The sequence below is a fragment of the Blautia sp. MCC283 genome (assembly GCF_018785565.1).
Taxonomy (GTDB): Bacteria; Bacillota; Clostridia; order Lachnospirales; family Lachnospiraceae; genus Blautia_A.
The window spans coordinates 351,903-365,958 of sequence record NZ_WQQB01000045.1 but is presented as its reverse complement, the minus strand read 5'-3'; the positions used below and the strand labels follow the sequence as shown (position 1 = coordinate 365,958).

At 45.9% G+C, this 14,056-nt stretch carries 12 protein-coding genes; 7 read left to right on the top strand and 5 right to left on the bottom strand.

Annotated elements, in window-relative coordinates; translation table 11 throughout:
* The first annotated feature begins 15 nt into the window (after positions 1 to 15).
* From rpoC to GPK81_RS14250, 4 genes are all read left to right on the top strand, one after another.
* Entirely contained in the window at positions 16 to 3,714 is a 3,699-nt protein-coding gene (gene rpoC, locus GPK81_RS14265; RefSeq protein WP_148446294.1) for a DNA-directed RNA polymerase subunit beta', read from the top strand.
* Positions 3,715 to 3,812: 98 nt separating this feature from the next.
* Positions 3,813 to 5,762, top strand: coding sequence for a serine/threonine protein kinase (locus GPK81_RS14260; protein ID WP_215707247.1), 1,950 nt, complete (start codon positions 3,813 to 3,815; stop codon positions 5,760 to 5,762).
* A gap of 31 nt (positions 5,763 to 5,793) precedes the next feature.
* Positions 5,794 to 6,609 carry a PP2C family protein-serine/threonine phosphatase gene (locus tag GPK81_RS14255; protein ID WP_021976216.1) on the top strand — a complete coding sequence of 272 codons (816 nt, stop codon included), beginning with the start codon at positions 5,794 to 5,796 and terminating at the stop codon, positions 6,607 to 6,609.
* Positions 6,610 to 6,694: 85 nt separating this feature from the next.
* Complete coding sequence (locus GPK81_RS14250; protein ID WP_174087895.1) at positions 6,695 to 7,921, top strand: hypothetical protein; 1,227 nt, start codon at positions 6,695 to 6,697, stop codon at positions 7,919 to 7,921.
* Positions 7,922 to 8,010: 89 nt separating this feature from the next.
* On the opposite strand, the gene GPK81_RS14245 is transcribed toward GPK81_RS14250, so the two are convergent.
* From GPK81_RS14245 to GPK81_RS14225, 5 genes are all read right to left on the bottom strand, one after another.
* On the bottom strand, positions 8,011 to 8,679 hold the full coding sequence (locus GPK81_RS14245) for a hypothetical protein (RefSeq protein WP_215707246.1): 669 nt from the start codon (positions 8,677 to 8,679) through the stop codon (positions 8,011 to 8,013).
* 450 nt (positions 8,680 to 9,129) lie between these two features.
* Positions 9,130 to 9,264: an Ig-like domain-containing protein gene (locus tag GPK81_RS18720; protein WP_215707245.1), complete on the bottom strand. Its 135-nt coding sequence runs from the start codon at positions 9,262 to 9,264 to the stop codon at positions 9,130 to 9,132.
* Positions 9,248 to 9,478, bottom strand: coding sequence for a CAP domain-containing protein (locus GPK81_RS14235; protein ID WP_215707244.1), 231 nt, complete (start codon positions 9,476 to 9,478; stop codon positions 9,248 to 9,250). The genes GPK81_RS18720 and GPK81_RS14235 overlap by 17 nt, the downstream gene beginning before the upstream one ends.
* Before the next feature lie 135 nt (positions 9,479 to 9,613).
* The gene (locus tag GPK81_RS14230; protein ID WP_021976214.1) at positions 9,614 to 10,747 is read right to left on the bottom strand and encodes a serine hydrolase; all 1,134 of its coding nucleotides are present in this window, start codon (positions 10,745 to 10,747) and stop codon (positions 9,614 to 9,616) included.
* Between the two features lie 14 nt (positions 10,748 to 10,761).
* A complete protein-coding gene (locus GPK81_RS14225) occupies positions 10,762 to 11,790 on the bottom strand; it encodes an N-acetylmuramoyl-L-alanine amidase family protein (RefSeq protein WP_252196665.1) in 1,029 nt (342 codons plus the stop codon).
* Between the two features lie 177 nt (positions 11,791 to 11,967).
* Between GPK81_RS14225 and GPK81_RS14220 the strand changes: the two genes are divergently transcribed.
* Genes GPK81_RS14220 through GPK81_RS14210 form a run of 3 tightly spaced genes read left to right on the top strand, consistent with a single transcriptional unit; the run spans position 11,968 to position 13,980 of the window.
* Positions 11,968 to 12,288: a PadR family transcriptional regulator gene (locus GPK81_RS14220; protein WP_118061753.1), complete on the top strand. Its 321-nt coding sequence runs from the start codon at positions 11,968 to 11,970 to the stop codon at positions 12,286 to 12,288.
* Positions 12,285 to 12,977 carry a DUF1700 domain-containing protein gene (locus GPK81_RS14215; RefSeq protein ID WP_215707243.1) on the top strand — a complete coding sequence of 231 codons (693 nt, stop codon included), beginning with the start codon at positions 12,285 to 12,287 and terminating at the stop codon, positions 12,975 to 12,977. The genes GPK81_RS14220 and GPK81_RS14215 overlap by 4 nt, the downstream gene beginning before the upstream one ends.
* Positions 12,970 to 13,980 carry a DUF4097 family beta strand repeat-containing protein gene (locus tag GPK81_RS14210; protein ID WP_118061755.1) on the top strand — a complete coding sequence of 337 codons (1,011 nt, stop codon included), beginning with the start codon at positions 12,970 to 12,972 and terminating at the stop codon, positions 13,978 to 13,980. Before GPK81_RS14215 ends, GPK81_RS14210 begins: the two co-directional genes overlap by 8 nt.
* The last annotated feature ends 76 nt before the right edge of the window (positions 13,981 to 14,056 follow it).

Here is a 14,056-nt window from a genome sequence, read left to right as displayed (position 1 = left end):
AAGGGGAAAGAATACATGGCAGAAACAACGAACGCCAATGAAACATATCAGCCAATGACTTTCGATGCCATCAAGATTGGACTGGCGTCCCCTGAGAAGATCAGAGAGTGGTCACACGGTGAGGTTTTAAAACCTGAAACAATCAACTACAGAACCTTGAAACCTGAAAAGGACGGTCTTTTCTGCGAAAGAATTTTTGGACCGAGCAAGGACTGGGAGTGCCACTGTGGAAAGTACAAAAAAATTCGCTATAAAGGCGTTGTCTGCGACAGATGTGGTGTTGAAGTAACCAAATCTGCCGTTCGTAGAGAGCGTATGGGACACATCGAGCTTGCAGCTCCGGTGTCTCATATCTGGTACTTCAAAGGAATTCCGTCCCGTATGGGTCTGATCCTTGACATTTCTCCGAGAACACTGGAGAAAGTGCTTTACTTTGCAAACTATATCGTTCTGGATCCTGCTGATTCCGGACTTATGTACAAACAGGTACTCACCGAGCGTGAGTACCAGGAAGCACGTGAGTCTTATGGAGAGGGATTCCGTGTAGGTATGGGTGCCGAGTCCATCATGGAGCTTCTGAAAGCGATCGATCTTGAGAAAGATTCCGTCGAGCTGAAAGCAGAGCTTCAGGATGCAACTGGCCAGAAACGTGCAAGAATTATCAAACGTCTTGAGGTTGTGGAGTCCTTCCGTGAGTCCGGCAACCGTCCTGAGTGGATGATCATGACCGTTATCCCGGTTATTCCGCCAGATCTTCGTCCTATGGTACAGCTGGACGGAGGACGTTTTGCAACATCTGACCTGAATGATCTTTACAGAAGAATCATCAATAGAAACAACCGTCTGAAAAGACTTCTGGAGCTTGGTGCTCCGGATATCATTGTCCGCAACGAGAAGCGTATGCTGCAGGAGGCTGTAGATGCCCTGATCGATAACGGACGCCGTGGACGTCCTGTAACAGGCCCTGGAAACAGAGCTCTGAAATCCCTTTCCGATATGCTGAAAGGTAAATCCGGACGTTTCCGTCAGAACCTTCTTGGTAAACGAGTTGACTATTCCGGACGTTCTGTAATCGTCGTAGGACCGGAGCTGAAGATTTATCAGTGTGGTCTTCCGAAAGAGATGGCTATCGAGCTGTTTAAACCTTTCGTTATGAAAGAGCTTGTTGCCAACGGAACTTCCCACAACATCAAAAATGCCAAGAAAATGGTAGAGAAACTTGAGCCAGCAGTATGGGATGTCCTCGAGGACGTCATTAAGGAGCATCCGGTTATGCTGAACCGTGCACCTACACTGCATCGTCTGGGTATCCAGGCGTTCGAGCCGATCCTTGTAGAAGGTAAGGCAATCAAGCTTCATCCACTTGTTTGTACCGCGTTCAACGCTGACTTCGATGGTGACCAGATGGCCGTACATCTTCCGCTTTCTCAGGAAGCACAGGCAGAGTGCCGTTTCCTTCTGTTATCACCGAACAACCTTCTGAAACCGTCAGATGGTGGTCCTGTAGCCGTTCCTTCACAGGATATGGTCCTTGGTATCTACTACCTGACTCAGGAGAGACCTGGAAACAAGGGTGAGGGCAAGTTCTTCAAGAGTGTCAACGAGGCAATTCTTGCATACGAGAACAAAGTCATCACACTTCAGACCAAGATCATTGTACGTTGCCATAAGACAATGCCGGATGGCACTGTGTTAAGCGGCAATGTTCATTCCACACTTGGACGTTTCCTGTTCAACGAGATCCTTCCACAGGACCTTGGATTTGTAGACAGAAGCGTACCTGGAAACGAACTGCTTCTTGAGGTTGACTTCCTTGTAGGTAAGAAACAGCTGAAGCAGATCCTTGAAAAAGTTATCAATACTCACGGTGCAACAAGAACAGCTGAGGTACTTGACTCCGTTAAGGCTATGGGTTACAAATACTCCACACGTGCAGCCATGACCGTATCTATTTCCGATATGACCGTGCCGCCGCAGAAGCCGGAGATGATCAAGCAGGCTCAGGATACTGTTGACCGTATTACAAAGAACTACAAACGTGGTCTTATCACAGAGGAAGAGCGTTACAAAGAGGTTGTTGATACCTGGAAGAAGACGGATGATGAGCTTACAAAAGCACTTCTTACCGGTCTTGATAAGTACAACAACATCTTCATGATGGCTGACTCCGGAGCCCGTGGTTCTGATAAGCAGATCAAACAGCTTGCCGGAATGCGAGGACTGATGGCTGATACAACCGGTCATACAATCGAGCTCCCGATCAAGTCAAACTTCCGTGAAGGTCTTGACGTACTGGAGTACTTCATGTCCGCTCATGGAGCACGTAAAGGTCTTTCCGATACCGCTCTTCGTACAGCCGATTCCGGATACCTGACAAGACGACTTGTTGACGTATCCCAGGATCTGATCGTTCGTGAGGCAGACTGCTGTGAGAACAGAGCAGAGATCTCCGGTATGGAAGTTCGTGGATTTATGGACGGAAAAGAAGAGATCGAGAGCCTTCAGGAGCGTATCACAGGACGTTTCTCCTGTGAGACAGTTAAGAATAAAGACGGAGAAATCCTTGTTAAAGCAAACCACATGATCACACCGAAACGTGCAGCCCGTATCATGAAAGAGGGCGTAAGCAACGTGACAGGCGGACCGATCGACAGACTGAAGATCCGTACCATCCTTTCCTGTAAGTGCAAGGTTGGTGTCTGCGCGAAATGTTATGGTGCGAACATGGCTACCGGTGAGCCGGTACAGGTTGGTGAGTCTGTTGGTATCATCGCAGCACAGTCTATCGGTGAGCCAGGTACACAGCTGACCATGCGTACGTTCCATACCGGTGGTGTTGCCGGTGGAGATATCACACAGGGTCTTCCTCGTGTCGAGGAGCTTTTTGAGGCAAGAAAGCCGAAGGGTCTTGCGATCATCACAGAGATCCCAGGTGTTGCCACAATCAACGACACTAAGAAGAAACGTGAGATCATCGTAAATGATCCGGAGACAGGTGATTCCAAGACTTACCTGATCCCATACGGTTCCCGTATCAAAGTCCTTGACGGACAGGTTCTTGAGGCCGGCGATGAGCTGACAGAAGGTAGTGTAAATCCGCATGATATCCTGAGAATTAAGGGTGTTCGTGCAGTTCAGGATTACATGATCCGCGAGGTTCAGCGTGTATATCGTCTGCAGGGTGTTGAGATCAACGATAAGCATATCGAGGTTATCGTTCATCAGATGCTGAAGAAGATCCGTATCGAGGATAACGGAGATACAGAGTTCCTGCCAGGAACACTTGTTGATGTCCTTGATGTTGAGGAAGTTAACGAGAAACTTGAGGCAGAGGGCAAACAGCCGGCAGAGGGCAAACAGGTTATGCTTGGTATTACCAAGGCATCCCTTGCTACAAACTCCTTCCTGTCAGCAGCATCCTTCCAGGAGACAACAAAAGTCCTGACAGAGGCTGCAATCAAAGGTAAGGTCGATCCACTGATCGGTCTGAAAGAGAACGTTATCATTGGTAAGCTGATTCCTGCAGGTACAGGTATGAAGCGTTACAGTGAGATCAGTCTTGATACAGGAATGCCGGAAGTAAAAACAGCTTCCGAGGAGCCTGAGGATACAGAGGAAATTTCCGTAGAGGAAGAGAAGACTGAGACTGCTCCGGAGGAAGAGACCGTTGCTGTTGAAGAGACAGCAGAGGAAACTGCACCGGTAGAAGAATAAGTCAATATACCTTGCTAATATAAATAAATCTCCCCCCGGAAATCCGGAGGGAGATTTCTGTTTATAAGCAGGGATTTTCTGAGAGAGGAGGGATTGCGATGGACAAGGAACTGCCAATTTCCCCGTGGCCGGAATGGAAGATCATAAGTAAGATCGGGGAAGGCTCTTTTGGAAGAGTATATAAAGCTCAGAGAACTGAGAAGGGACGTTCTTTTTACTCGGCAATTAAGATAATCACAATCCCCGCCAGTAAAGGGGAACTGGACAGTGTACGCTCAGAATCCGGTGATGAAAAATCCGTCCGTGGATATTTCGAAAATCTGGTGGAAGAGTGTATTCAGGAAGTAAGCACCATGGAGTATTTCAGAGGAAATTCCCACATTGTGTCGGTAGAAGATTACAAGGTGATGGAATATCTGGATGAGATCGGATGGGATATTTTTATCCGCATGGAATATCTCACAAGCTTCATGGAATATTATGCGGGAAAAAATCTCACAGAAAAAGAAGTGATGAAGCTTGGCATAGACCTTTGTAAATCACTGGAATACTGCGGGCAGCTTCACATTATTCACAGGGATATCAAGCCTGAGAATATTTTTGTATCCAGATTCGGAGATTTCAAGCTGGGAGACTTTGGAATCGCCAGGGAACTGGAAAAAACCATGAGTACCCTTTCCAAAAAGGGGACTTATTCCTATATGGCGCCGGAGATGTACAGGGGAGAAAAGTACGACAGCAGAGTGGATATCTATGCGCTTGGCCTGGTGCTGTATAAACTGATGAATCATAACAGACTTCCGTTTCTGAATCTGGAAAAACAGCTGATCACATACAGAGATAAGGAAAACGCGCTCACGAGGAGGATGTCAGGCGAAACACCGCCTGCACCTGTGGATGCGGGAGAGGCTTTCGGCTCCGTTATCTTAAAAGCCTGTGCTTATGATGCAAAAGAACGATATCAGACTCCTGATAAGTTTCGGGAAGCACTGGAAGAAATCCGGTATGGAACGGCAAACAGAGAACAGGGAGTTCATGAGAAACCGAAACCAGTGGAGGAAAGACCTGTTCCGGAGTCCATGCCGAAGTTTCTCCAGGAGGGTGCAGCCAGACAGCTGGCAAGAACAAGTCAACTGAATACGGAGGCAATCCGTCAGGCACGTAGAAATCCTGCGCCGGTATCTGTACAGCCGGAGAAACCGACAGCCGGAGAAATAGCAAAAAATGCAGCCCGGAATAGGCCAAAGGCTCAGAGTACAATACAGAATCCTCAAAAATCTGCATCCGGAAAAACAGTATCCGAAAGAGATAGTCTGTCCGGTTATCAGTCAGGATTTTCCCGTCAGCCAGAACCCGGTATAAGAAAAACCGGAGCTGTAAAGCCCAGAGTTACTTCTATCACAGATCTGGAAGACGACCGTGACCAGAATCTCCAGGAGTGGGAAGGATCCGTGTCAGAGAATGGTGGAAATACCGATGACGGAAAGAGGCGGAAAGGCATTTTCAGAATGCTCATAGCAGTCGGGATCATTGTTGTGCTGATCGGCGGGATCATTGCGGTACGAACGATACGGAAACCTTCGGACAACGGGGAACCTTCGTATACAGATTCCGATGATTCTGATGCTCTGAACAAAGGAAATTTCGGCACTGTAGACGATGCAGATAAAAGCTTCGCACAGGCAATGGAAACGATACGTGACCATGCGACAACCATAGAAAATGCTCTGGACAGTTATAGACGTGAAGGCACAGAGGGGGATCGCCTGCGCTTTTATAACGGATCAGGAGAGATCGCCAAAGTACTTGTATATCCCGGCAGTTCCGCAGATGGCGTTTATGAGGAATATTTTTACTGGGGCGAGCAGATGTTTTATACTTATGTATGGGACGGAGATGAAAAACAGTATTTTTATTATCAGGACGGCCTTCTGATCCGATGGATCGATGCAGATGGTAAGGTTCATGATAAAGAGAGTGATAACGACAAATATGTAGAACTGGGAGACAAATACTGGAGTAATTCTGTAATGGAGCTTCAGCAATAATGTCGAAGGGGTTTTTACGAAAGGAAAAAGAATGGCCTATCAGATTGATTATGCATATACATGTCACACCGGAAAGGTGAGGACGAATAATGAGGATAATTTCTGGTGCTGCGGAGTGCGGCTGCCAGTGCACAACCAGGGAGTTGACGGAATCCTGGCAGGTCATACGCAGCATTGGCAGCTTCCCGTACTGGCAGTTTTTGATGGCATGGGAGGGGAAAGCTGTGGTGAGATGGCAGCCTCTGCAGCCGTGGAAGCACTGGGTGGTTTTTATGAAGAAAATAAAAAAAGCCTCAAAAAAGAGCCGGTGGTTTTTCTCACAGGAGCCTGTGCAAATATGAATGAAGCAGTATGCAGATACAGCAGGGAAAATCGTATCAGCAGCATGGGAACTACGATGGCACTTTTGTCTTTCAGTGAAAAAGCGATCTATGCCTGTAATCTTGGGGACAGTCGTATTTACCGCCATTTTCAGGGAAAACTGCAGCAGATATCTACGGATCATGTGATCAGTGGAAAAATGCTTGGAAAAGCTCCTTTGACACAGTACCTGGGTTTTCAGGAGGAAAACATGGCTCTGGAACCATCCATTGTGGAGATCGGCTATCAGACGGGAAGCAGTTATCTGATTTGTTCAGATGGCGTAACGGATATGCTGTCAGATGAAGAAATACAGGAAATCCTGAGCAAAACCGGTACCGCGGAAGAAAAAGTAGAAGAGCTTCTTGAAATGGCGCTGTCCAGAGGTGGAAGAGATAATGTAACGATGATCCTTGCCCAGATCAACGGCTATGAAGAAAAAAATCCTCTCAAACGATGGGCAGAACGGCACAGCACCGGGCGGTAGAAACTCTGCCGGTAATAAAGAGCGGCATTGCTTCCAACCGGCTCAGTCTGCCGGTGAGGAATATAAGGGATAAGGAGAATTTGCGATGAGAAATCGAATGCAGGATCTTGATTTTGAACAGACAGTTGCCTTCGATTCTGTGAAGGATTTTGAATTTACCAGAAAGGCGGCACAGAAGTTCCGCCAGGTTGTCAGTCTGGATTCCTTTGAGGATGAGGATGCAGATGTTATTTTTCATTATCTTTATAAAGAAATGGAACTGGTTTCTTTTGGCGATTATCTGAAAAGATATGTTTATGAGCGTGCAGAATTGGAAGAACCTTTTTCCCAGGTACCCCAGGAGGTTTACAGGGATATTGTGGTGGAATCTTTTAAAGAGACTTACACACCGAAATCCATGTCCCCGACTTCTGCCAAGCTGAGTTCTCTGGTGAACAACTGGCTGACCCAGGCTTCTGTGAAACGTGAGACTGTTTTTCTTCTTGGGTTCGGGCTCCGCATGAGTACGGAGGATGTATCGGATTTTCTGACCAGGGTGCTTCGGGAACAGGATTTTGATTTTCATAATCCGGAGGAAGTAATTTACTGGTATTGCTATCATAACCATCTTGGCTATTATAAGGCAGAAGAATATAAAAAAATCTATAAAGAACTGACACCCACGGAAAAAAAGACCGGTGAGGTTGTATACGGAACAGGTCTCTGTCTGGACAGTGAAGAGAAACTTCTGGAATATCTGGCATTTCTGAAAGGCAGATGCGACGATCCGAAATCGGAAAAGAGTCAGGCTTTTCAGGAATTTATGATCCTTCTGGAACGTGCCCGTAAGATCATTGCAGCCATGTACCAGCAGGATGAAGAGGAAAACGGTGGCAAAAAGATCTGGAAGCCTGAGAATATCAGCGCTTCAGATCTGGAGAAGGTCATCTGCAGCGGTATCCCTATCAACAAGATGGGAAATCTGAAAAAAATGTCCGCTTCTATTCTGGCAAAACATTTCAGCCAGAAGCGGTTCAGCCGCCAGAGGATCAATAACATTCTGAACCATAAGTTTCCGGTAGAACGATTTGATCTGATCACGCTGGAATTTTTTGTGATCTCTCAGGAGATGGCAGATGATGATCCATATACAAGATACCGCCATTTTCTGGATGAGATCCAGGAAATCCTGGCACGATGCGGCATGGGTGAGATCTACATAGTAAATCCATATGAGTGTTTCATCCTCATGTGTCTGCTGACAGACTGTCCGTTGGCAGTTTTTTCCGAGATCTGGGAGAAATCCTATGAAGAAGGGGAAGAGAAGAACTGAAAAGAAGAATAAAAAAGGATGATGCGTGTCTGGTGCATCATCCTTTTTTTAACCAACTGCGGAGCAGTTATTTGGTTATGTATGTGCAGTTATTTTGCTCTACCGGTTTTTGTATTATCCGCCCAGGAAAGGATATAATCTGTACCTTCCTGAAGTGTGGAAGAACCGTATTTTACAACGGGCTTCGGAGTTACCGCAGCTCCTTTGAAAATCTGTTCCGGAATATTTGAAAAATTACAGAGTTTTACAGACGTCATCTGTCTCGTTCCGGAATAATTCTGTTTGTAGGAAAGTGAAAAATCAAGGATCTCATTGCTTGCGGAACAGCGAACAGAGGTAATGGTAAAATCATCAGAAGTCAGCTTTGTGCCATTATAAGTGATGATCAGATTGTTTCGCAGATAAGTGGTTACACTTTCGTTTCCGTAGTTTGTATTTGGAAGCTGAATGGTTTCACCGGAGAGTTTCAGCGGATTGATCGTGAAGTATTTGGAAAATCCGCTTCTGTAGATACCAATACCTGTTATATTGACACGGGGCCTGTTAGTTCTGGAACTTGCCATGGTGTTATTGGAATAAGAAAGAGTATAATCAACATCTTTCTTTAAAGTAACACCGTTCAGTGTGACGGTTGGTTCCGGTTTGAATTCTTTGCCCGGGGCATACTCATAATCCGGAATATCACCGATTTCAGCTTCTGTTATCGGTGTAAGGTCGATATAGAAATATTTATTTCTTACACCGGTGAAATTCCCCATACCGGAAACGGTAACATAAGCATTGCCCTGACGTTCATTATCATGCCAGGAGAGCGTATAATCTACATTTTCTGTCAGGGTTATACCATTCCAGGTAACCGCTGGTTTCGGAGTCAGTGCTGTTCCGGTATACAGATAGGAGGACTGGGAAAAAGCAATATTTGCCTGAGAGAGACTGACCTGTCGGATAAAGAAATTATTGGTCAGAGTTCCTGAATAAAAACCAAGGCCTGTGATCGTAAAGCTTCCCAGACCACTGTTCTGATTGTTGGAGAAGGAAATGGCATAATCTTTTCCTTCAGCCAGTGTACGGTCATGAAACTTAAGTACAGGAGAAAAAGTGATCGGTTTTCCTGTGTAATTCCAGGAATTTGTGTAGGACAGGGAAGTTTCACTGGAATTTTCCAGATTATAGTAAGCATTGAGATCCGCGGTCAGTGTTTTGGCCGGTCAGGATTTTAAGGTGGCGGTAACGGTAGTGTTTCCTTTGCTTTTCAGTCGGATAACGCCGTTCTGATCTACAGTGGCAATGGAAGGATCTCCTGTTGCCCATGTGAAAGAAGACGGGTCAAGGCTGGAACTCATATAGCTGAATCCGTTGCAGGTTACATAAATAGTCAGTGTCTTCTGCTCTGGTCATAGCGCATTCCAGAAGGTTCTTATCCATAGTAACAGGGGACAGGTTCTTTTTGGCACGTTTCTGGTTTACCAGATCAAGGACCTGATAAGCATAATCATAGCGGCGTGTACCCTGGCTGAGTTTCAGCTCAACAGTAGTCTGGTCAGATGCTGCCTGCACACAGACCACGTGGCCTGGCACCAGCAGAATAAGCAGGAGCAGCAGTGCAGGCCAGAATAAGTGTCTTGTTTTTTCTCTTTCGTCTGGTTCATGATGTTTTCCTTCCCGGTAAAAAATGAAGATATTTTCTTTTTATTATTCGTTGTAATATCCGTAGATCGCACGGCTGTCCTGAGCAATGGTATTCTGTGCCGCGGCGGTATCGTTAAGATCCTGTGACATGAAGCAGATCACAAGGTCGATTCCCTTTGCAGTATCGTAAATGATACCGGCATCATTCTCCACAGTGTCAAGCTCTCCGGTCTTGTTGGCGACTTTTACACCTTCTGGCAGCTGAGCGGGGATTTTGTTGGTTCTTGTCTGCATTTTCAGGAGGTGGTACATGTATTCCGCACCTGCAAGAGTATCTTCTGCCGCGCTGCCCTTGTCCATCTGATAGATGGTCTTCAGGAATTTTCCGCAATCTTTTACAGAGGTGTAATTATCTCCATTGGAATTATCTGCAAGAAGGAGACGTCCCATGGAAGTGTTGGTGTATCCATGATCCTGGCAGAATTTATTGACACGCGCCATTCCGGCTGCGTCATCACCGCCTCCGAGACAGTTGACAAGCTTGTTTGCCGCGTCATTATCACTGACTGTGATCATGGAATTCAGGTTGTTATCCAGGGTTTCTTTTCCGTAAGTTGTGGAAAGACTGTCATAATCTTCATATACAGCACCCATGATATACAGCTTGATCAGACTGGCAGCCTGCATCTTCTGATCATTGATGGCACCTTCGGTATTTTTTGCAAGATTACATACATATACGGACCAGGTACCGTTATCAGTCGGAAGAAGTGACTGTACCTGACTCAGTACGTTGTCCATGCTGGAGTCGGAATTATCGGTAAAAGTGCTGCTTCCACTGGAAGGAGACAGAGTGCCCTCTTCCTGTGAAGCTGCTGCGCTTTCCTGGCTTGCGGAAGAATCTGTGGAAGAATCAGAATTCTGCTCCTGAGAGCTGGAATCCTGAGAATCCGGGGAAGCGGCAGCTGCTGCACTTTCAACGGTAGGATCATCCGCATAAAGAGCATCCAGCTGATCTGCCTTGCTGCTCAGCTCAGCAGCAGAATCAGAAACTTCCTGAACATTTTTCTGAAGGTCGGAAACCTTGGACTGAAGAGATTCAAGCTTGTTCAGTGAACGGACATTCAGTGCACCCAAACCCACCAGGGCAACGGCAAGCACTGCGATCACAACATATAAAAATACATTTTTTTTCATAAGAAATACTCCTTTTACTGCTGAAAATAAGCATCAATTCCATTGGCGATCCCTTCGGCCATTGTCTGCTGGAAGGAAGAATCTGCCATCTTCAGATCATCATTCTGATTGGTCATAAATCCCATTTCCACAATAGTAACCGGTATGGTACTCCAGTTGATTCCTGTCATGGTATCTGTATAGATAATACCGCGGTTCTGAAAACCGGTAGCTGCACAGTAGGAATCAATGATGCACTGGGAAAGACGGTTGGAACTGTCATAGAGACTGGAAACATAAGGATTCTGCTGTGATGGGCACATGGTCAGTGCGCCGGAAACAGAAGAAGAATCATCGCCGTTTGCATGGACACGTACACAGATTTCTGCACCCTGGGATGCTACCAGCTCCGCACGTTCCTTGTTGCTGATCGCAGTATCATTGTCAGTTCTTGTCATTACAACCTGATAGCCATGTTGCTCCAGGATATCTTTCAGAAGAAGAGAGACATTCAGATTCAGCTGATATTCCGGAAGGCCGCTGAAAGAACCACTGGTTCCGGTAGAAGCTTTTGCTTTCATGGTGGAGGAACCAGGTCCGTTGGGCTCTGTGGCGCTCATATCCACGTTTTCACCCTGATGTCCGGGATCAATTCCTACGATGTGACCATTTGCAGCAGAAGCAGTGGTATCGCTGCCTCCGTCAGAGAATCCCTCACCACCGGCTTCACTGAAAACAGAAGGTTTGGAACTTTTCTGGCTGTTTTCGGATTCCGGTGCGCGTTCGTGTTCGCCGGTGTTGTTCTTTACTGCCTGTTCAGTCTGGGAGCGTTGCTGCAGATATTTGTCGGCTGCCTGTTTCTTTTCGATCTTGGCTGTATAAAGGTCAATATCTTCTTTCATGGCTTTCTGCTTCGTTTTGACCGGTTCGATGACGGAAGGCATTTTCTGGTCTGCGGCATCAATTTTCTGATAGGTTTTGTAACTTAAGCCAAAAAGCAGTCCAATACAGATAAGACCCGTCAGAAACAGGACGATCGCCATCAGATGGGGCTTTTTTTCCATAAGATCATGTCCTTTCTTGGGAAATAGTTTGTATTTGTAAAACATTATAAAGAAGGACTTCGGAAAAAGCAATTGCGAAATTCTCCTTGACAAAAGAGAAAAGTATGATACTATATATGTAAAATAATTATATATAAAAATTTTATATATAAAATAATTACATAAAGGGGTGAGCGTATGTATTACTATCCGGTGTCAGCTGTGCTGACGGAATGCCTGATCCTCTCTGTTGTGGAACAGCAGGATTCCTACGGATATGAGATTAGTCAGACTGTGAAGATGGTAGCATCGATTAAGGAATCAACTCTGTATCCTATTTTGAGGAAGCTGGAGACAGGCGGATATCTGACAACTTATTCCGAGGAGTTCCAGGGAAGGAAGCGCAAGTATTATTCCATCACAGAGGAAGGACGCAGTCATCTGGAATATCTGAGGAAAGAGTGGAGAGAATACCGCGATACCATAGATGATATTGTGGAAGGGAGACTTCGAAAATGACGAGGAAAGAGTATATGGAGCAGCTCAGGAAATATCTGAAGCGGCTTCCGAAAGAAGATTATGAGAATGCCATTGAATATTTTTCGGAATATTTCGATGAGGCAGGTCCGGAGAATGAGCAGCAGGTAATGGAGGAACTTGGCGAGCCGAAGGAAGCAGCCAGGGAACTGCTTCTGAATCTTCTGCAGGAGAGTGTGGGAGACGGGAAAGACAGTACCGGAGAAAAAGAGACGGAACTGCCGGCAGAAGGTTCCGGCAACCGACGGAGTGCAGCAGGACAAAATGCAGCTGCTTCAACCAGTGATTCTACAAAAAAGAAACGTTCTCCGGGTAAGATCATCCTCCTTGCAATTCTTGTCCTCTGTGCGTCACCGGTAAGTCTGGCACTTATGTTCAGTGTGCTGGCAGTATTGTTTGCCGTAGTAGTTGTGATCGCAGCCGTGATTTTTTCCCTGGGTGTGACCAGCATCGCAACCATAGCCGGAGGAATCATGGTAGCCGGTTTTGGAGCCACACTGATCCTGAAATCTGTGGCAGCAGCCTGCATGATGGTTGGCGGCGGATTTCTTATGGCAGGAGCCGGAATCCTGGTCGGTGTGCTTACCATATATATCTGTAAATGGTGTGCAACAGGAATCGGACGTCTGGTAAACCGATTTGTAAGAAAGAAGGTGCAAAGAAATGAATAAGATCGCAAAAACAGCATTGATGACAGGCACAGCGCTCTGTGTGGCGGGAGTCGTTCTTTCTACAGCAGGATATTTTGCCGGGGGAAAAGATTTCACATATGCTTCAGATCATGTGTATGTATCCGGAGGAAATTCTTCTGCTCATAAAAACCTTGCAGTTATGAAAAAAGAACAGATCGATGATTTTACAAAACTGAATGTAGATTTTGAGGATCTTGACCTGGATATCCGGACTTCGGATGATGACCATTATTATATGGAATATAAACTTGAGAAAAACGGAAAGAAAGATCCCCTGACCTGGGAGGATAAAGACGGAGAACTTACACTTAAGGAGTCCGAAGGAGGAACGGGAGGTTATTTTATAACATATGATCTGGGAGTCTTTCGGACACATATAGAGCAGACCCAGAAAGAAGATGCGGTAAATACAGTGATTCTCTATGTGCCGGAGAAAGCGCAGCTTCTGGAAGCTGAGATTCAGCTTTCGGACGGAGATTTTACTGCCGATCAGCTTTTATGTGAAAAAATGACAGCGCAACTTTCCGATGGAGATCTGATGCTGGACAAAGGCGTGTTTGAAAAATTTGAGGCAAAGCTTGGCGACGGAGATCTGGATGTAAAAGAGCTTCAGTGTACGGATAACATGCAGCTGAAATCCGAAAGCGGAGATGTGAGCATAAAAAGAGCAGATCTTACAGACGGCCAGATTTCTCTTGATGATGGTGAGCTTCAGATGGGCAACAGCAGTTTCAACGGAGATATGGAAATCACCAGCTCCAACGGAGATGTTTCCATCCAAATGAAAAAGAGCAGCGTGGATAAAACCAACATTTATCTGAAAACCACAGACGGGGATGTAGATACAGGAGATCTTTCCCGTGGAAAATCCAGCAATGAGGAAGACTTCTCTGTTTATGAGAACCAAGTAGGCACTTCCGCACCGACTTTAAGTGTGAAATGTAGCGACGGAGATATTATGTTAACCGAATCTGCAAAGTAGATAATGCGGATAGCAGATATCTGCCTGAACAGTCATCTGACCCTGAATCCGCCAGATAATAAAGAATGATCCAATA